This is a genomic window from Rahnella sp. 1L-D-7-B-C2, assembly GCF_057290995.1.
Map to the genome: position 1 here is coordinate 22,266 of NZ_JBXAVQ010000027.1, position 18,089 is coordinate 40,354.

General features: G+C 51.0%; 17 protein-coding genes and 2 pseudogenes. 9 read left to right on the forward strand and 10 right to left on the reverse strand.

What is annotated here, in order from left to right:
- Positions 1-233 precede the first annotated feature (233 nt).
- Complete coding sequence (locus tag AC0Z7K_RS23110; protein WP_413530635.1) at positions 234-1,349, forward strand: SDR family oxidoreductase; 1,116 nt, start codon at positions 234-236, stop codon at positions 1,347-1,349.
- 146 nt (positions 1,350-1,495) lie between these two features.
- On the opposite strand, the gene AC0Z7K_RS23115 is transcribed toward AC0Z7K_RS23110, so the two are convergent.
- On the reverse strand, positions 1,496-2,029 hold the full coding sequence (locus tag AC0Z7K_RS23115) for a GNAT family N-acetyltransferase (protein ID WP_485616106.1): 534 nt from the start codon (positions 2,027-2,029) through the stop codon (positions 1,496-1,498).
- Positions 2,030-2,126: 97 nt separating this feature from the next.
- Positions 2,127-3,005 carry a helix-turn-helix domain-containing protein gene (locus tag AC0Z7K_RS23120; protein WP_413530511.1) on the reverse strand — a complete coding sequence of 293 codons (879 nt, stop codon included), beginning with the start codon at positions 3,003-3,005 and terminating at the stop codon, positions 2,127-2,129.
- Positions 3,006-3,192: 187 nt separating this feature from the next.
- On the opposite strand from AC0Z7K_RS23120, the gene AC0Z7K_RS23125 reads away from it, so the two are divergent.
- The gene (locus AC0Z7K_RS23125) at positions 3,193-4,098 is read left to right on the forward strand and encodes a DMT family transporter (protein ID WP_413530510.1); all 906 of its coding nucleotides are present in this window, start codon (positions 3,193-3,195) and stop codon (positions 4,096-4,098) included.
- Between the two features lie 49 nt (positions 4,099-4,147).
- Here AC0Z7K_RS23125 and AC0Z7K_RS23130 read toward each other — a convergent pair whose 3' ends face one another.
- The 3 genes and pseudogenes from AC0Z7K_RS23130 to AC0Z7K_RS23140 all read right to left on the reverse strand — a co-directional run bounded on the left by AC0Z7K_RS23130 (position 4,148) and on the right by AC0Z7K_RS23140 (position 5,983).
- Entirely contained in the window at positions 4,148-5,227 is a 1,080-nt protein-coding gene (locus tag AC0Z7K_RS23130) for an HNH endonuclease signature motif containing protein (RefSeq protein ID WP_485616107.1), read from the reverse strand.
- Between the two features lie 4 nt (positions 5,228-5,231).
- Positions 5,232-5,555, reverse strand: a pseudogene (locus AC0Z7K_RS23135) (OmpA family protein); the annotation flags it as partial.
- Entirely contained in the window at positions 5,525-5,983 is a 459-nt protein-coding gene (locus tag AC0Z7K_RS23140) for a hypothetical protein (protein WP_485616108.1), read from the reverse strand. The gene AC0Z7K_RS23140 and the pseudogene AC0Z7K_RS23135, both read right to left, overlap by 31 nt.
- Before the next feature lie 367 nt (positions 5,984-6,350).
- Here AC0Z7K_RS23140 and AC0Z7K_RS23145 point away from each other — a divergent pair, with 367 nt between their 5' ends.
- Positions 6,351-6,731: a tautomerase family protein gene (locus AC0Z7K_RS23145; protein WP_413530508.1), complete on the forward strand. Its 381-nt coding sequence runs from the start codon at positions 6,351-6,353 to the stop codon at positions 6,729-6,731.
- A gap of 15 nt (positions 6,732-6,746) precedes the next feature.
- On the opposite strand, the gene AC0Z7K_RS23150 is transcribed toward AC0Z7K_RS23145, so the two are convergent.
- On the reverse strand, positions 6,747-7,490 hold the full coding sequence (locus AC0Z7K_RS23150) for an SDR family oxidoreductase (RefSeq protein ID WP_485616109.1): 744 nt from the start codon (positions 7,488-7,490) through the stop codon (positions 6,747-6,749).
- 113 nt (positions 7,491-7,603) lie between these two features.
- Between AC0Z7K_RS23150 and AC0Z7K_RS23155 the strand changes: the two genes are divergently transcribed.
- Together AC0Z7K_RS23155 and AC0Z7K_RS23160 are read left to right on the forward strand one after the other, a co-directional pair.
- Positions 7,604-8,509 carry a LysR family transcriptional regulator gene (locus tag AC0Z7K_RS23155; protein WP_485616110.1) on the forward strand — a complete coding sequence of 302 codons (906 nt, stop codon included), beginning with the start codon at positions 7,604-7,606 and terminating at the stop codon, positions 8,507-8,509.
- 54 nt (positions 8,510-8,563) lie between these two features.
- Positions 8,564-9,052 (forward strand): hypothetical protein, encoded by a 489-nt coding sequence (locus tag AC0Z7K_RS23160; protein WP_485616111.1) that lies wholly within the window; start codon positions 8,564-8,566, stop codon positions 9,050-9,052.
- 40 nt (positions 9,053-9,092) lie between these two features.
- Here AC0Z7K_RS23160 and AC0Z7K_RS23165 read toward each other — a convergent pair whose 3' ends face one another.
- Together AC0Z7K_RS23165 and hpxO are read right to left on the reverse strand one after the other, a co-directional pair.
- Complete coding sequence (locus tag AC0Z7K_RS23165; RefSeq protein WP_485616112.1) at positions 9,093-10,688, reverse strand: hypothetical protein; 1,596 nt, start codon at positions 10,686-10,688, stop codon at positions 9,093-9,095.
- A 147-nt stretch (positions 10,689-10,835) separates the two neighbouring features.
- Entirely contained in the window at positions 10,836-11,993 is a 1,158-nt protein-coding gene (gene hpxO / locus AC0Z7K_RS23170) for an FAD-dependent urate hydroxylase HpxO (RefSeq protein WP_485616114.1), read from the reverse strand.
- Positions 11,994-12,237: 244 nt separating this feature from the next.
- On the opposite strand from hpxO, the gene AC0Z7K_RS23175 reads away from it, so the two are divergent.
- The 4 genes and pseudogenes from AC0Z7K_RS23175 to AC0Z7K_RS23190 form a co-directional block, all read left to right on the forward strand.
- Positions 12,238-13,092, forward strand: coding sequence for a LysR family transcriptional regulator (locus tag AC0Z7K_RS23175; protein WP_485616115.1), 855 nt, complete (start codon positions 12,238-12,240; stop codon positions 13,090-13,092).
- 95 nt (positions 13,093-13,187) lie between these two features.
- The gene (locus tag AC0Z7K_RS23180) at positions 13,188-14,606 is read left to right on the forward strand and encodes an amidohydrolase family protein (RefSeq protein WP_485616116.1); all 1,419 of its coding nucleotides are present in this window, start codon (positions 13,188-13,190) and stop codon (positions 14,604-14,606) included.
- Positions 14,607-14,940: 334 nt separating this feature from the next.
- Positions 14,941-16,052 (forward strand): IS3 family transposase gene (locus AC0Z7K_RS23185; protein WP_485616118.1). Its coding sequence is split into 2 segments (ribosomal slippage): positions 14,941-15,202 and positions 15,202-16,052, totalling 1,113 coding nucleotides; the frame shifts between segments, so codons are not numbered across the junction.
- 8 nt (positions 16,053-16,060) lie between these two features.
- Positions 16,061-16,402, forward strand: a pseudogene (locus tag AC0Z7K_RS23190) (IS66 family transposase); the annotation flags it as partial.
- Between the two features lie 209 nt (positions 16,403-16,611).
- On the opposite strand, the gene AC0Z7K_RS23195 reads toward AC0Z7K_RS23190, so the two are convergent.
- Entirely contained in the window at positions 16,612-17,781 is a 1,170-nt protein-coding gene (locus tag AC0Z7K_RS23195; protein WP_485616119.1) for a GIY-YIG nuclease family protein, read from the reverse strand.
- On the reverse strand, positions 17,782-18,006 hold the full coding sequence (locus AC0Z7K_RS23200) for a hypothetical protein (RefSeq protein WP_485616120.1): 225 nt from the start codon (positions 18,004-18,006) through the stop codon (positions 17,782-17,784). It abuts the gene before it with no gap.
- Positions 18,007-18,089 lie beyond the last annotated feature (83 nt).

Sequence of the window (18,089 nt, forward strand, 5' to 3'; positions counted from 1 at the left end):
GGGCGTAATTTGACTTAAAAGATGATTTATTATTCCACAACCGATTTATAAAAATGTTTCCCGGTGTAAGTAATAAATACCAGTTATTTAATTTCAGATAAAAATGAACTTTCCAAATTTTTTAAGCTTTTCGTGCTGTTGAGCTGCCGTTTAATAAGTGCAAAAAACGGTATACGTTCCGTTTATCATGCCGGTGGTACTGTCGCATCACTTTCCCGTTGCAGGCCTTAATGATGAACAGCATTTTAATTACCGGAGCCACCGGTTTTGTCGGCGGCGCAGTTATTGAATATCTCTTACGCCAGAAACTAGCGGCAAAAAACCAGATATTATTATTAGTCAGGGCAGACGATAATGCGACGGGACTCGCCAGAATCATCGATAATTTAAAAAAATTTGAATTAAGTGATGAATTACTTTCCGCGCTAACCGAAAAGTCTATTTTGACCGGCGACCTTGCCGAACCTGAAAGTTTTATTCACGATCCACGTTTAGATAACGTTACCCACGTGATCAACTGCGCCGCGATTGCCTCGTTCGGCAATAATCCGGCGATGTGGCGGGTGAATGTCGAAGGCTCGCTGGTCTTCGCCAAACGCATGGCGCAGGTGAAAGGCTTGCAGCGTTTTGTCCACGTCGGCACGGCGATGGCCTCGATGCCGGACAAAGACAGCGTGTTCTACGAAGGAATGCCGGATAACGAGCACAACGAAGATCTGGTGCAGTACACCATTTCCAAGCGCGCTATCGAGAATCTGGTGCGTTCAGAATGCCCGACGCTGCCGTTTGTGGTCGCGCGTCCGTCGATTATCGTCGGTCACACTCAGTATGGCTGCCAGCCTTCGAGCAGTATTTTCTGGGTGTTCATGATGGCGATTAAGCTGAAAAAATTCACCTGTAATCTCGATGATGAAGTTGATGTTATTCCGGTAGATTACTGCGCCATGGTGCTGGTGAAATTATGTCTGGCCGATGAACTCAGCCACAGCTTCTACCATATTTCCTCCGGTGCAGAGATGTGTACGCCCTTCCACGAAATAGATACCTCTGTGGCGAAAGCCAATAATACCTCGCGCATTATTAGCGAATATGAACAGATCAGTTATCAGGAATTCACCGGCATCCGTAAACAATTTAAGGATGTGCTTGGCCCTTGTAATGACAAGATAATTTTACGCGCTATTAAACTTTACGGCGGCTTTGCCCAATTAAACGTGAAGTTTGATAATTCCCGCCTGATGGACATGGGGATCCCTAAACCTGCAGCGTTTAAAAGTTATATTGATAAATGCGTTTACTCGACGCATGGCCAGACCATCCCGGAGCTCATGAGAGTCGATTTTAAATAATCCGATGCGTTTGGTTGAAAAATAGAAAAATATAATGACGCAGCGCCGGACAGTACTGCGTCATATTTTTTATCTCACCGGTTTAAGATCAACAGAAACAACTCATACCATGCCATTACGGCCAAACAGCCGGTTAACTGACAAGGTTACGTGCGGCGCAGAAAAATCCTCGTCGCCGAGCCGTGATAAGTGGTGTCGGTTTCTGCGCTAAATCCGCACTTCTCCGCCAGTCGGATTGACGCGTGATGCTCCGGGTCAATAATGCAGCATAGCCGACGATCGAGATTTATATCGGCCCATTTCAACACCGCCTGTGCGGCTTCGAAAGCATAACCTTTGCCGTGAAACGCCGGCGCAATGACCCAGCCCATTTCCGCCATGCCGTCGAGCGAAGGTGTGATTTCGCGCTGGTAATCCGCCAGCCCAATCTCACCGGCAAACGCTCCTTCTGCACCGTTATGCTTTTCGTACACAATCCAGTAGCCAAAACCGAGCATCTGCCAGTGGCCGGGATAACGCAGCAAGCGACTCCAGCTGGCTTCGCGGCTCGACGGTGTTCCGCCAATGAATTTCACCACGGCGGGATCGGCCCACTGCGCGGCAATCACTTCAAAATCTTCAACGCGATGAGCGCGTAAAATCAGGCGTTCGGTTTCAATAACGGGGGCTTGGATGTGCATGGTTTTCCCTGAGATTTTCTCTGATAATTTGGACAGCCGTTAAATTAGCACCGGAACTGAGCGGACGGGAAGAGAACAAAACAGAAGGGAATGAATTTCAGACGATAATGCCGCTGCGCAGCGCGGTCGGCGTCATGCCGCGCACGGATTTGAAGCGATTGCTGAAGTGGCTGGTGGAGCTGAACCCGCATTCCAGCGCGATGCGCGTAATCTCCATACCAGTGGTTTTCAGCAGCTGTTCCGCGCGGATCAGTCGGGCGTTCATCACGTACTGATGTGGCGCCATACCCATACTTTGTTTGAACATCCGAGCGAAATGGAATTCGCTGAGTTCCGCGAGCATCGCCAGTTCAGGCAGCATCAGGGGTTCGGCAAGATGCGCATGAATATAGTCTTTCACGCGATTAAGAATATGCGGTGCCAGCCCGCCGCGCACCGTTGGCAGTGCCCATTGCAGATGGGTGTAATTCTTCACCAGATGCGCCATCAGCAGATTTGCCGCACTGCTGAGCATTAACTGATTGCTGTTTTCCTGCCACTGACTGCTGAGTAAAAAGTGGCGATACAACAAAGTAATCTGCGGATCTTCCTCGAATGTGCGCTCTTCCATCTGAATCGCCGCCGGGCTGCGATCCCAGGTTTGCTCCACCAGATGCCGCAGATGCTCGTCGGAGCAATACAGATGCACGAAAGATAAATCATCACGCACATCCCAGCTCGACATGCTGTTTTTCGGCATGATGCAAAACCGGTCCGGCCCGCCGCCATTGCGCCAGCCGCCACGGGTTTTGTGATAGCACTCGTAACCGTCGGCGACGTACAGGCTCAGCGTATGATGATCCGGGCTTTCCTGCGTCACGGTGTCATTTTTATTCGACCAGGCCGCCAGCTGAATGCCGGAACCCAGCTCCACACTGTCGTGCAGAATCGCTTTGTGCTTACGCAGCGTGTCGAAAGCCTGATAAACCTTAGTCATGGCATGCACCGGTGGAGGAAAGAAGACGCTCAGTTTACGGGTATTGGGAGCATCAGAGCCAGATTTTGCTGCTTTGGCGCACAAAAAAATGCGCAAGAATTTGCAACTCGCCGCAAGCCGTTGCAAGCCAACGCCGCTGCCTTTCCGCACACTTCTCTCAGGCCATTATTTTTGATGAGAGAAGTCTATGAACGCACTGCTTTATATTTCGGTGATTATTATCTGGGGCACGACCTGGTTTGCGATTTACCTGCAACAGGGCGATGTGCCTGTGACGGTATCGATTTTTTACCGCTTCCTGCTGGCGGCGGTGATCATGCTGGTGGCGTTGCTGGCCGCCCGTCGCCTGCGTCGTCTGGCCCTCAAAGACCACCTGTTCTGCATGGTGCAGGGCTGCTGCGTCTTCGCCTTCAACTTTTACTGCTTCTATCATGCGGCGGCTTACATCACCAGCGGGCTGGAATCGGTGATTTTTTCCATGGCGGTGCTGTTTAACGCCTTCAACGGTATGCTGTTTTTCCGTCAAAAGCTGGCACCCGCGGTGATCCCGGCATCTCTTCTTGGGCTGGCGGGGATCGTCACGCTGTTCTGGCATGACCTGAGCGCCGCCCACATCGCACCGGAACTGCTGAAAGGCATCGGCCTCAGCCTGCTTGGCACTTACGGTTTCTCACTGGGTAATATGATCAGCGCCCGCCATCAGCGCCGCGGTCTGGACGTGCTCTCGACCAACACTTACGCGATGTTCTACGGCACCGGGGTAATGGGCGTACTCAGTCTCTTTCAGGGCGCATCATTCGCCATTGATCTGACCCCGCAATATCTTGGCTCGCTGGTCTATCTTTCGGTATTCGGTTCGGTACTCGCCTTCGGCATTTATTTCACGCTGGTCGGCCGCATCGGCGCCAGTCAGGCCGCCTATAGCACCCTGCTCTTCCCGCTGGTCGCCCTGACAGTTTCCACCTTCTACGAAGGCTATCAGTGGCACACTAACGCCGTCGTCGGACTGGCATTGATCCTGCTCGGTAATCTGGTGATGTTCTGCCGCCCGAGCTGGCTGGAAGTGTTTCGCAGAAAGGCGGTGGTGGTTTAAGGCACTTAACGATTTAATCGTTATAAAGGTTGTCCGATGCTGACAACCTTTATGCCCCGTTGATATAGGTGACAACCTCTCCCACAGTAAATATCCTCCAGCCAGGCACATTTATTTGTTCAAGATTAATAGCTATTTTCTCATCGGCCCATGCGGCGTCCAGAATTACGGCATTATTTTTATCATCATTTATCTGAAGGCAAAGTTCCGGCAAAGAATATCTTTGAGCTTCTAACATTTGCAGATCCCCATGAAGTGAAGTATCTGTCAGGGAATAAACATCACTCCATTTTTTGAGAGCGAGAAGCTTTTGTTGTAAACGACTCGTTTGTATTTTCTTCATATCAGCCGCTTCAAGAAACATCCATCCATGAAACGGCCTCTTTCGATGGCAGTCTCTGCATAAAACTTCTAAGTTATTATCACTATTATTATTTTTCACACCATCTTTATGATGAACATCACAAAGCGATGTATGGTTATTCATATCTACACCACAATCACTACATACAAATTTTTTTCTTTTTCTTATTTTCTTGGATATACTTTTCCAATCTTCCGTATAACCGCTGTTTTTTGAAGTGAAAACACCTTCAGGCATATACTGAAAACAGGTACTATAATTTGCAAGAAATTCATTTAGTATAAAATCTTTAAATACATGCTTCCTTTTCTCACGATCAGCACTGCCACGATAATTAAGATATTCAAGGCAGCTTTTACAAACATTTAATTTTACATCCTGATGCCTTCCATGCCCATCATCAATTTCAAACAGACCATTAAGTCTGTAGTTCATATGATAGCGTCCAAAACGACCTTCTTGCCTCATCGTCTGTAAAACCTTACACCATGCAATATGGTACTTATTTCCATTGCTTGAATTTTTAATTGTAGCATCATATATATTACTGTGATCACGGATGTAAAGTAATACCTGAAGACCCTTAAGAAAGATCAGCCCAGTTCCCGGATCTAACTCAGTGATTTTTACAGGCTTAGGTTTTAATTCAGGAATATAAATAGGTAAAAAATCATTATTGGACTCTGCAAGAACAAACTCCACACCATTGGGTGACATACGTTTTCCCAAACGAATAAGCTCGGAGAAATCAATATTGAGTTTCATCGAATTACTCCTGAATGATCCGTCGAATTTGAAGTTCAGCGTTGGTCAGCACTTTGAACGTCACTCGCCTTGAGCGTTGTGGATCCTCCCGCCCCTTTGCCGTCATAACAGGGTGCGAAGAGGAATAACCTACGGCAGAGAAATGCGATTTAATCCAGGGGCGCTGGTTGGCTATATCATCCATCTCATAGACGTATTCGAGAACCGTCCGGGTTCTGCCCTGTGACAGTTCCATATTATTAAAATAGGCAACATCCGGGTTGGAGGTTCCTGTCCAGTCACTGCTGGTATGCCCTTCTATGCGAACTTCCGTAATGTGGTCTTTAAATGTTTGTGCTGAGACTGGAGAACCTGATGTATATGGTCAGGCGTCACGGTCTCCGGCGTTGCCGGACCCACGCCATTGGGCTTATTTGAGGGGAGCATTGTATCTGCAATATTAAATGCTAATGCACCCAGCATCCCGACAATACTTGTAATGAATGCAGTTTTTAGGCCACCAAGTAAAACAGGAATGCTGTTTTCTATATTTGTCGTATCGAAATGCAAAAGCCCGATGACAACCCCCACGAAGGTCCCGAGGATCCCAAGCGCAGTCATTAAAGTAGGTGCATATTCCAGAAAATGGGGTGATTTTCCTTTTCGTCTGGCATACAAAGCGCCAAAAAACACTGCGATAACAGCCCAAATAAAACAATCAGTTATCATTGTTGAGCTCATTGTACTCAGCAAAGATTCCAGCATTTTTGAAAGCATCATCATTCCTTTGAAACATTTAAAGAAGCGCAGGCATATACCTTGGCTTATATAAATTTTTACGATGGATTCTGAAAACAGGCGTTTTCAGAAAAAGGAAACATAAAATACCAAAAAACAATCGATAAAGGCATGATAATTATCATTCTTAATCGTTTATCAATTTTAATGAAAACCTAATTATTTGACTTAAGTTGATGCTTAATTTTTATGCGTTTAGAGATAAATTCGCGAAAGGAAGAAAAATCATTAACAGAATAACTCATTCGAACAAAATTAATCTCGACACGCCCCTCATCCTAATGCATACCTGAAAGGCCGTATCCAGCGAGATACGCGCCCTGCAAATTAAAATGAGGATAAAAAGATGCCATTTGTTCGTATTGATATGGTCGAAGGAAAACCCGAAACCTACCGTAAAACCGTGGGAGATACCGTTTACGAGGCGCTGCGGACCCAGATGAACGTGCCGGAAAACGATCGCTTTATCGTCATCGCCGAACACTCTCCGGAAGAAATGATGATTTCCCCGGATTATCTGGATATCCAGCGCAGCCCTAACTGCATCGTCATTCAGATCACGCTTAATACCGGCCGGACGGTGGAAATGAAGAAGGCGTTCTATCACGCCGTGGCTTATGGCCTGCATGAAAGAGTCGGTCTGCGGCTGGAAGATGTCTTTATCAGTCTGGTGGAAGTGCCGAAAGAGAACTGGTCCTTCGGCAATGGCGAAGCGCAGTACGCGTGATTTACCGTTATCCCCTCAAACGATCCCCCCGTTCGCCTTGAGCGTTTGCCCGTTAATCCACGCACCGTCGGGGCCGGCGAGGAAGGCGACGACGGAGGCGATGTCCTGCGGCTGGCCGAGGCGTTCGAGCGGCGCGATTTTGGTGATGTTTTCAATCAGTTGCCCGGATTTTCCGTTGAGGAATAAATCCGTTGCCGTCGGACCTGGTGCTACCGTGTTCACGGTGATATTGCGGCCGCGCATTTCTTTAGTCAGGACACGGCTCAGCGCTTCCACTGCGGCTTTCGTCGCGGCGTAGACGCCATACGTCGGCTGATACAACCCCACCACGCTTGAGGAAAAATTGATGATGCGGCCGCCGTCGTGCAGATTTTTCGCCGCCTCACGCAGGGTGTTGAAGGTGCCTTTGAGATTGATATCGATCAGTCGGTCGAACGCGTCGTCGTCGGTGTCGGCAATGGCGGAAAGCATCATGATCCCGGCATTATTCACCAGCACGTCCACGCCGCCGAACGCCTGTTCTGCGCTGGCGAACATCCGGCGAACCGCAGCTGCATCGCTGACATCGGCCTGTGCGCTGATCGCTTTTCCGCCCGCTTTTTCGATCTTACTTACCACCGCATCGGCCTCTGCCGCGCCGCGTGCATAGTTCACGATCACGGTGAAGCCGTCCTGCGCCAGACGCTCAGCAATCGCCGCGCCAATTCCGCGTGATGCGCCGGTCACCAGCGCCACTTTATGTTGAGTTGAAGACGTCATGGGATGTTTCCTTAAGGCTAATTGTCGGTCAGTGAACAAAGCATAGCGGATTGACGCTGCCGGATAATTACCCGATATTCGATATCACTATCCGGAAAAGGCGAACAATCAACATGGATAAACTCGAGAGCATGCGGCTGTTTACCCGTGTGGTGGAACTGCGCAGTTTTACGCAGGCCGCAGAGAATTTGAGCCTCAAACGCTCAACGGTTACGGATGCGATAAAGCAGCTGGAGGCGCGGCTGAATGTCCACCTGCTGCAACGCACGACGCGCCACGTCAGCCCGACGCTGGATGGTGAAGCCTATTATCAGCGCTGCCTGCGCATTCTGGCCGACGTGGAAGATGCTGAAATGGCCTTTGCGGGAGCGCAACCCAAAGGGCTGTTGCGGGTGGATGCGCACGGGACGCTGGCACGACATTTCTTATTGCCCGGCCTGCCGGATTTTCTGGCGCAGTATCCTGATATCGAGTTTTATCTGAGCGAAGGTGACCGGCTGGTGGATTTAGTGCGCGAAGGCATCGACTGCGTGATCCGCGCCGGTGAGCTGAAAGACAGCGATATGGTGGCACGCCCGTTGGGGACGCTGGCAGAAATCACCTGCGCCAGCCCAGATTATCTGCAACGCTTCGGCACACCGCAAACGCCGGATGATCTCCACGCTCACCGGATGATTGGCTTCCGCTCGAGCGCGACCGGTGGCCTGTTGCCGCTGGTATTTCAAAATCAGGGAAAACCGCGCGAAGTGATACTGCCGACCAGCCTGTCGGTCAGCGGCGCCGAAAGCATGAAAGAAGCCGCACGGCGCGGGATGGGGATCATTCAGGTGCCGCAGTACGGCCTGGCGGAGGATCTGGCGCAGGGAAAACTGGTGCAAATTTTGGCAAATTTCCCGGTGGGTTCAATGCCGGTTTCCCTGCTTTATCCGCGCAACCGCCAGCTTTCGCCCCGCGTAAGGGTATTTATCGACTGGATGGTGAAAGAGTTTGCGAAGCACAATACGCCGTTGGCGGGATAGACCGCCCGCGTGAATTCGGAGTAAGTTAGAAAAACACGTTTTGGAGGATCGCTGATGACAACACCTGTTGTACTGCTGCATATCGGCAGCGAAGAAACGCTGATTACAATCAGAAATACCGGCGGCGAGGAAAAAACGCTGCCGCTGACGCTCGGCTCGCAGCTGACCTCCTTCGGTTATTTTCGTCACTCACCGCCAACGCCGGATGAAATGGAAATGGCCATTATGGTGGTCGAAGATGAGATCAGCCGCATCCGTCACGATATTCCGCCCGGCGCGCGCCTGTTCAGTAGCGACAACGATATCCGCGCGCTCGCCCGGATTGCCGGTGTGGCGGAAAATGAAGTGATGACGCTGTCCGTCGACGCCGTCGAACGCACGTTTGACCGGCTGGCGTTAGTGATTAACGGCCGCCCTGCACATTTTGAAGGATTACCCGACGGCAACGATTTCGCCGCCACTTTGCTGATTTTGCGGGAGTTTATGCATCATCTGCAATTTACCGACATTGTGCTCAAAGGCACGAAGTTTGAGATGGTGTGAGGAAGGTTAACAGCCTCCTGCGAGGCTGTTTGCAAGGCTATCAGAACGTCGCTGAACTTTTTTGCAGCTGATTAGGATCTGACTCCAGCAACACCAGACTGCTCAGGTCCGGCAACGAATGCTGAGTCAGATAATCCTGGAACGACATCCGCGATTTATCATTTTCCCAGGCTGATTGCAGCTTACCGAGCAGATCGGTGGTTTTCGACGTTTCCACCGGCGTGGTGGTGTCAGACTCCAGCCATCCCTTCACATATTTTTGGATATGCGTGGACGTGCTGGCGCTCTGATCCACCGACGCACTCACCAGTGCACCCTTCTGATACTGGATGTTGGTGGTGCTTTCGGCTTTATCATCAATCTGATAATACAGGTAATTTTGCGAGTTCCGGTCAGTCGTCAGGTTGAGCTGTAAACCCGCCGTCAGCGATTTGTGATAGCTGGCGACCAGATGTGACTGCTGCTTCTGAGAGATGTTGCGATCCTGCGAGCTGGTGCCGGTAATGCTGCTCGATTGCGAAACCTGATAGGAGAACGTGTCCACTTCATCCGGCCGCATCGGATTGGTTTTATCCCCCGGTGTCTGCGAAATCGAAGCCGTGAAATCCGCCAGCCCCGAGACCATGTTTTTATCGGTCTTCGTCAGTGAAAAATACACCGGCTCTTTACCACTGCTTTTATGCGTCGTCGACGTCTCACCGTAATGACTGTTCAGCGCCGTGAAGGCATCTTTGAACATCGTCATCAGCGAATCATTGGCGTTGCCGCGCACTCCCGCACTGTCGAACTGCTTCAGATACTGATTCAGCGCCTGCGTCTGCTGGCTTTCCGTGCCAAGAAGTGCGCGCTTACTCATGTCCACGCTGATATCCACCGTGCCGTCGATCCCGGTGGATTTCACCGAGCGGGTACTGGCGTCGGCGTGGAAATCCAGCGTCTGCGTATTGTCGGTACCCAGACTGGCATGCAGATCGACTGAAGCCAGTACCGAAGTATCAAATTGGGTCAGGCCGCTCAGATCCAGCTTCGGCGGCTGCGCCGTCAGTCCATCAATTGCTTTTTGAAAACCGTCCGCCATCTTCGCCAGCGCCTGCCGGTCGGCATCACTCAGCGTGCCTTTGCTGACGTTAACCTGAACGCCAAGACCGTCAGCATCACTGCCGAGCGTGATATCCACCAGCGCGCCGCTGGCAGTTTTGATACTCAGGCTGATCTGATTGTCGGCTTTGGTGTGCAGTTGCGATTGTCTGGAAACGGTCGCCAGCGAGGTGGCGGAATCCGCCTGCGAAGAAGCTGTCTGTCTGATCACCGACTGCGAATAATTTCCGCCGTTGTGTGCAAAGCGTTCCATCAGCGCCGAGCCAAGACCGGCAAAACGCGCCGCATTCCCGGAGGCACTGAAGTTACCTGCGAGTTTGGACGAAAGAAGATCGCTTGATGCGCTTTCCCAGGCCAAAGCCGGCCGGGTGATGGTGTAAACCGGCGTACTGGTTGTCGCCTGACCGAGGGTAACAGCGGTGGACTGCGTGGTAGCAGCCTGCTGTTGCGCCGCAGCGGAAGACACCGTCGCCGTTGTTTTTATTGCGGTTACCAGTGGCGTAACCGACTGATTTCCTGCCAGAGCATTGATTGTCATGCCGATAAGTCCCTATGTTTTTGCGCAGAGCGCCAGTGGATATCATGATCCTACTGATGCTATTTTCGGCAAAAACGCAGAGAACTTTATGGTGGAGCTAAGGGGAATGCGCGCAACATTCCCCTTCAGATCACAAACCTGGAGAGTTTATTCCAGCGGCCCGCCCAAAATGGTTTCACACATGCCGGAGAGAATACGCTCGCCGGTTTCCTGTTTCAGGTCTTCGTACCATTGCTCGGTCACCGCCATTTCTTTGCCGTGGGTGACGTCGCAGCGTTTGCGCGCTTTCAGCACTAAATCCTTGACGCGGCAGGCGCGTTTCTCCTGATAACGCAGCAGCGCATCTTCGATTCCCAACGAATTGGTTTGCAGCATATTGGCCAGCACGACGGCATCCTCCATCGCTGCGCAGCCGCCCTGCCCGATATCCGGCGTAGTGCTGTGACCGGAATCGCCGAGTAGCGCAATACGCCCTTTCACCAGTTGCATAAACGGGTCGATATCGTGGATTTCCACGCGATTGGTGGTTTGCGGATTAATCATGCCGATGAGTTTCTGTACCGGTGTGGCCCATCCGGCGAAATAGCGCTGTAAATCGTCACTCACCGTAGCGCGGTCTTCCGGTAAACCTTTGGGCAGCGGCACATCGAAGAAGAAGTAGAAACGGTTACCACTCACCGGCATCAGGGAAACGCGCTTGCCCTCGCCGACGAAGGTCGTCCACTGATCGGCAGGCGCGATGCTTTCGTCGATTTCCACCAGCCCGTTCCAGTTAACGTAACCGGCGTAACGGCGCTCAGTGGCGTAACCCAGCACGTGCTGACGGATAACAGAATGGGTGCCGTCGGCGGCTATCAGCAGATCGCCGGTGGCGGATGAGCCGTCGTCAAACCAGGCGGTGACGCTGTCAGCGGACTCTTCGACGTGCGTCACGCGCTTGCCGAACTGCACCTTGTCGAGACCATAAGTATCGAGCAACATCGACTGCAACTCGGCGCGCGCCACCGGATACGGCTGTTCGCCGACGCTCTGAATCAGCGGATCCATACTGAATCGCGTCATGGTCTGGCCTTGCTGATATTCTTTGTACGCCATGAAGCGCATCTGCCCGCCCAGCGCCCGCAACGCGTCCTTCATGCCGAGATAATTCAGGCATTTCACGCCGTTTGGCCAGATGGAAATCGCCGCGCCCACCGGTTTGATCTCTTTCACCGCCTCGTATACCGCGGTCTCAATACCAAAACGTTTCAGCGCAATCGCCGCACACGTACCGCCAATACCGCCACCAATCACGATCGCTTTCATGTTTTTCTCCTTGAAGTCTTACAAGGAAAAAGCAATTTCTGTACCACAACGGCAATTTGCCACGAATGCCTTGTATACAATCTTAAGTGAAATCCTCCGCCGCGAAACATAAGGGGATTGCACTAAAACGAGGCGTCGTTTTTGATTAACCGCCGATCAGGAGCCAGTCTGGTGCGTGAGTGCGAAGGTTGATACTCTTCGAAGTATTCAGATTTCAAATACCGCAACCAGAAGTAGTGATGAAATGAATCGCTATCCGATGTTCAGCCCGCAGCAGTTACTCAGTTTTGTCGCCGTGTGCGAGACCGGCAGTTTTACCCGTGCTGCCGATCGTGTGTATTTATCGCAGTCAACGGTCAGCCAGCAGATCCGCCGGCTGGAAGACGCGCTTGGAAAACCTTTGCTGGAGCGCACGTCGCATCAGGTCCAGCTCACCGAAGAGGGCGAACGGCTGCTCGGCTACGCGCGTCGCATCATCGCGCTCAACGGCGAAGCGCATGACGCTCTGAGCGATCAGTGGCGTGACGGCGTAGTACGTCTTGGCGTTCCCGAAGATTTAGCTGCCGCAACTACCCCGCTGCTGGCGCAGTTTTGCCGCGAGCATCCGCATATCCGTCTCGACGTCACCAGCGGTCTGAGCCACGAGCTGCGCCGCGCGTGGCAACAGGACATGCTGGATATCATTCTGGTAAAACAGCTCACCGGTGAGAAAGCTAACGCGTCGCGCCCCGAGCCGATGCTGTGGCTCGACAGCGCCGAGTTTCCTGCATTTGAGCGTGACCCGGTGCCGCTGGTGCTGTTTCCACTCAACGCACTGTATCGCGATGAACTTTGTCAGGCGCTGGATGCCATCGGGCGCAGCTGGCGGATAAGCTACAGCAGTGCCAGCCTGGCCGCGCTGGTCGCCGCAAGCGCAGCAGGATTGGGGGTCACGCTGCTGCCCGCCAGCTGCCGCCTGCCGGAGCATCGAACTTTGGGCACAGAGAGCGGATTGCCGCAGATTGATAACGTCGAACTGGCGCTGTTTTATCGCCCGGACGCCACGCCCGCACAGAGAGCACTGGCCGGAAAATTGCGGGCATTTTGCCAGCTCAGCTAGTCATTGCGTTTTCCACTGGCTGGCAGTGGCAAATATCGCAGCCGGAACCGGCCGGATCTTTTAGGGTGAAGGGAAAGCAGCATCCTCTGAGCATCATGATTAAGGAATTCGACGTGCAAAATCCTCAGCAACAAAGCCGCAGAAACTTTCTCTCTCACAGCGCCAAAATCACTGCCACCAGCGCGTTACTGGCCACCGGAATGGCTTCAGCCTCCACCGTCAGCGCAGGCATAAAATCGGAAAAGTGTGAAGACACAGGCCAGATAAACGCAATATCCGCGCCACACTACCTGCTGCGTAATGTCCGGATGGAAGAAGGGTTTGAACGCGAAGGCGATATGGTCATCGGCACCCGCACAGAGCTCTATAATCTGGAGATCGATAACGGCAAGATCGTCGCCATTCAGCCCGCAAATGGCGCACCGGCCAGCACGTTACCGGCTTTTGACGCCAAAGGATTGCTTCTCCTGCCTGCCACCCGCGATATGCATATTCACCTCGATAAGACCTTTTACGGCGGCAAGTGGGAAGCACCGCGCCCGCGCAAAGGCAAAACCATCATGGATATGATTGCCCGCGAACAGGTGCTGATCCCTAAACTGTTGCCGACATCGGTCGGGCACGCCGAGGCGATCATCGGCCTGCTGCATTCCAAAGGCACCACCGTGGCGCGCAGCCACTGCAACATCGATCCGGTCAGCGGCCTGAAAAGCCTCGAACATTTGAAAATCGCGCTGGAAAAACATCAGCAGGATTTCACTTGTGAGATCGTGGCGTTTCCTCAGCACGGTTTACTGCATTCGCAAGTCGATGGCCTGATGCGCGAAGCGATGCAGATGGGCGTGCAATTCGTCGGCGGACTGGATCCGACTAACGTTGACGGCGCGATGGAAAAATCGCTGGACGCGATGTTCCAGATTGCGCTGGATACCCGTAAAGGTGTGGATATTCATCTGCATGAAACCACGCCAGCCGGGATAGCGGCGGTGAAATACATGATTCAGACCGTGGAGAAAAATCCACCGTTAAAAGGAAAAGTGACGCTCAGCCACGGTTTCGCGCTGGCGATGATGCAGGGCAAAGAACTTGAAGAAGTGATCGCGGGGCTTTCCGAACAACAGTTCACCGTCGCCTCCACCATCCCGCTTGGCAAACTGAACATGCCGCTGCCACAGCTGAGCCAGAACGGCGTCTTCGTTATGACCGGTACCGACAGCGTGATCGACCACTGGTCGCCGTTCGGCACTGGCAGCATGCTGGAAAAAGCCAGCCTCTACGCCCAGCTCTACGGTAACTCCGACGAATTCGGCCTCACGCGTTCACTTGCCATCGCCACCGGCAACGTCCTGCCGCTCGACGATGCAGGAAAACGCCAGTGGCCCGCCGTTAACGACAATGCCGAAATGATCCTGGTCGACGCCAGTTGCTCGGCAGAAGCCGTTGCGCGTGTTTCAGAGGTGAAAGCGACATTCCATCAGGGAAGACTGGTGTTTGGCGTGGTGGGGAAGGTTTGATATTCAGAAAAAATTAAATCCTGACAACAAAAAAGCCCCTTTCGGGGCTTTTTCGGTTTCTGACATGGATGCCCGAAGGCGAACATCAGAACGGTTCTATTCACCTCATTATGCAAAATATAAATAAAATATATTAAATTCATATATTTACCATGTTTTAAGTTTATTTTGTAATGATTTTAGTTATGTTTTCTATGTCGAGATGAGAAAAACTTTACAAATTTGAACTATAAGGGTAACGAACCGCAGTGCAGTTGTAAGTATCCCGCTTAACCGGCCCATTCACTTTTAGAGATCTTCCGACATACTGATTATGTCACCAGTGGAGATCGCTATGCGTAAGATCCGATTCACCGAGCACCAGATCATCGCCGTTCTGAAGTCTGTCGAAGCCGGGCGCACCGTCAAAGATGTGTGCCGCGAAGCCGCTATTTCCGAAGCCAGCTACTACAACTGGAAGGCGAAATATGGCGGGATGGAAGCCGCTGATATCAAAAAAATCAAAGATCTTGAGGACGAGAATCGTCGTCTGAAGCAGATGTTTGCCGATATGAGTCTGGAATGCCGGGCGCTGAAGGACGTTATCGAAAAAAAGCTCTAAAACCAGCGATAAAGCGGGAGCTTATCAGCTATCTGACTGCACAATTTTCCATGAGCATCCGCCAGGCATGCAGGACAGTATCGCTGAGCAGGACGGTGTATTTTTATCAGCCCGATACCCGGCGTGATGAACCGGTGATCCTGGCGCTGACTGAACTGGCAGAACGCTATCCGCGATACGGATTTAAGAAGCTTTTTCAGGTACTTCGCAGACAGGGTAACGCCTGGAATCATAAGCGTGTTCACCGGATTTACTGCCTGCTGAAACTCAATTTTCGCCGCAAGGGGAAACAACGTCTTCCGGTGCGCAATCCGGCTCCGCTGGCAACGCCGGAAGCACTCAACCAGAGCTGGTCGATTGATTTTATGCACGACGCGCTGACATGTGGCCGACGTTTTCGGACTTTCAACGTCGTGGATGATTTTAACCGTGAGGCTCTGGCCATAGAAATTGACCTGAATATCCCGGCGCAGCGGGTTGTGCGGGTGCTGGACAGGATAGTGGCAAACCGTGGATATCCGCTGAAGATGCGGATGGATAACGGACCGGAGCTGATATCACTGGCTCTGGCCCAATGGGCTGAGGCCCATGGCGTGATGCTGGAATTTATCAAGCCAGGCAAACCGACGCAAAATGCGTTTATCGAACGCTTTAACCGGACGTACCGGACAGAAATCCTGGATTTTTATCTGTTCAGAACGCTGAATGAAGCACGGGAAATCACAGAGCGCTGGCTGACGGAATACAACAGCGAGCGGCCTCATGAATCCCTGAATAACCTGACGCCGGAAGAATACCGGCTGATGGCTGAAAAACCGGAACTCTCAAAAAGTGTGTGGAACTAAAACAGGTATGCTTACACCGACACTCAGAACTGGCAAAGGCGTTCACCTATGCACTGAACCAGTGGCAAGCGTTGACGTACTACGCAGACGACGGCTGGGCTGAAGCGGATAACAACATCGCGGAGAATGCTCTGCGGATGGTCAGTCTGGGTCGTAAAAACTACCTGTTCTTCGGCTCTGACCATGGTGGTGAGCGGGGAGCACTGCTGTACAGTCTGATCGGGACGTGCAAACTGAACGGCGTGGATCCAGAAAGCTACCTTCGCCATGTGCTTGACGTCATAGCTGACTGGCCGGTCAATCAGGTGAGTGAGCTGCTCCCCTGGCGCGTAGAACTGCCAACTGAATAACACATCCCCGTCAATACGGTTCTCGCTGGACGCTTACGCGGATTACAGGGATACTTACAATAGTGCGTGTGGCGGCCTCAGTCCGGAACAGTTTGAAAACCAGAATCTCGCTTAGGGCTGTGTCCACATTACGTGGGTAGGATCACTATGCCTATGTCTTACTGGTGAAGAATCCGATTTAGACAGGGCTATTACACCATCCGACTTACTCAAGGTGTAGCTATCTCTACTATTTCTTGCGTTATTGCATCATATCGATAGTTGACAATGTCACCTGTAATAAGCATTTGTATTGCCTGCCTGATGCATTCTAGGGGAGCAATAAACCACTCTCTCGGGGTATGAACAATTCCTTTATGATCAGCCAATTTTACATCCAAACAGGAATGTCCAAAGAATGTGTGTAGCAGCCCTTCAAACTTATGTGTTCTCATGTTGTAGCACTCAAACTCAGACACTAACTGAACTGATGCCATTAAATAAGTTGGTTCCTTCTCCGCATTAGCAATACGCTGCATTACGGGAGTGGTGGAATAACCAATCTTGTATAAATTATTCACGCTACTGATCTCTGGTTCATTACTTAGAGATTTGAGAATATAAATGTAGCCTGACTTTTTATCGTCACGAGTGATGTTCAGCAATTCATCCAACCCTTTATCACTTTTAGCTAAGATACGACGACCTGTTTCATCTTTATACAACTCAGTAGCTAGTGAGCGCAGCAGCATGTCTGATTCTGTACCGTTCTCAAAAACAAGATGCAATCGAGCGTTTACCTTGCCATTCTTCTTCTGCCTCTCTTCTATATCAGAGACATAGCAAGTTATCCCGTGAAGAATGAAGAACATACCCTTTTTAATTTGCTGCTCACCTGTGAATTGAACAGCCTCCATTTCACCAGCTTTAAGGTCAGCATGACATTGCCGAAACAGAGGATCATATTCATCAAAGTTGGCGCACTTCTTACGCTTGGCAACATGATGGGGCATTCCCAAGGTCTTCTTAACGTGTTTTAAATTGAAGATGCTGTCATCTGGCAAATCCAATATCCCTAACATGTCATCGGCAAGTATAGCTTCAATAGAAGACAGCTTAGGTTCTTCAAATCGCGGCAAAAAACCATGAATATCGTATTGTTCCAACGCTCGACAATGTAGTTCGTTACTGCGGATAGATTCCAGGCTTTTGCTGCGCATTAACTCAATCGGATTGCTACGATTAGCTTGCGGCTCTCTCCCATGCTTATCAAAAAATTCATTAATATTCTTAAACTTAGCAATTAAGTGGTCATCGGCTGTTGGTGCCGATGATTTAGGTTTAGTTTTCAATAGGCCTTGCGTATCAGAAGCTAGAATCTCGTTTAACCAATCTTCCATTTACATAGCCTCTTTTTGAGTATTTGCTGCCTGCTCTTGTGCAAGACGACGCAGATAAATAATACACTGAGCCAACTCACGCTCACGCCCATTACGAGAATTAAGGTCTGGATTTCGATTGTTATCTTTTACAAACTCTTGAACTTTTGGCCACAATGCAATGGCTTCCTCTTTAGACATTTGCATACGAGTCGATTCAATAGAGTCTTGAACTGTAGTGGTCAAGCAAAACTGGCCACGGCTTTAGAGTTTTTCCAGAACAATCGCTCTGATTCATTTGGCGTCAAACCACCATTATATTGATGAGG

Coding starts and splice junctions, on each gene's coding strand:
- AC0Z7K_RS23110 (WP_413530635.1), top strand. CDS start 234: ATGAACAGCATTTTAATTACCGGAGCCACCGGTTTTGTCGGCGGCGCA.
- AC0Z7K_RS23115 (WP_485616106.1), bottom strand. CDS start 2,029: ATGCACATCCAAGCCCCCGTTATTGAAACCGAACGCCTGATTTTACGC.
- AC0Z7K_RS23120 (WP_413530511.1), bottom strand. CDS start 3,005: ATGACTAAGGTTTATCAGGCTTTCGACACGCTGCGTAAGCACAAAGCG.
- AC0Z7K_RS23125 (WP_413530510.1), top strand. CDS start 3,193: ATGAACGCACTGCTTTATATTTCGGTGATTATTATCTGGGGCACGACC.
- AC0Z7K_RS23130 (WP_485616107.1), bottom strand. CDS start 5,227: ATGAAACTCAATATTGATTTCTCCGAGCTTATTCGTTTGGGAAAACGT.
- AC0Z7K_RS23140 (WP_485616108.1), bottom strand. CDS start 5,983: ATGCTTTCAAAAATGCTGGAATCTTTGCTGAGTACAATGAGCTCAACA.
- AC0Z7K_RS23145 (WP_413530508.1), top strand. CDS start 6,351: ATGCCATTTGTTCGTATTGATATGGTCGAAGGAAAACCCGAAACCTAC.
- AC0Z7K_RS23150 (WP_485616109.1), bottom strand. CDS start 7,490: ATGACGTCTTCAACTCAACATAAAGTGGCGCTGGTGACCGGCGCATCA.
- AC0Z7K_RS23155 (WP_485616110.1), top strand. CDS start 7,604: ATGGATAAACTCGAGAGCATGCGGCTGTTTACCCGTGTGGTGGAACTG.
- AC0Z7K_RS23160 (WP_485616111.1), top strand. CDS start 8,564: ATGACAACACCTGTTGTACTGCTGCATATCGGCAGCGAAGAAACGCTG.
- AC0Z7K_RS23165 (WP_485616112.1), bottom strand. CDS start 10,688: ATGACAATCAATGCTCTGGCAGGAAATCAGTCGGTTACGCCACTGGTA.
- hpxO (WP_485616114.1), bottom strand. CDS start 11,993: ATGAAAGCGATCGTGATTGGTGGCGGTATTGGCGGTACGTGTGCGGCG.
- AC0Z7K_RS23175 (WP_485616115.1), top strand. CDS start 12,238: ATGAATCGCTATCCGATGTTCAGCCCGCAGCAGTTACTCAGTTTTGTC.
- AC0Z7K_RS23180 (WP_485616116.1), top strand. CDS start 13,188: ATGATTAAGGAATTCGACGTGCAAAATCCTCAGCAACAAAGCCGCAGA.
- AC0Z7K_RS23195 (WP_485616119.1), bottom strand. CDS start 17,781: ATGGAAGATTGGTTAAACGAGATTCTAGCTTCTGATACGCAAGGCCTA.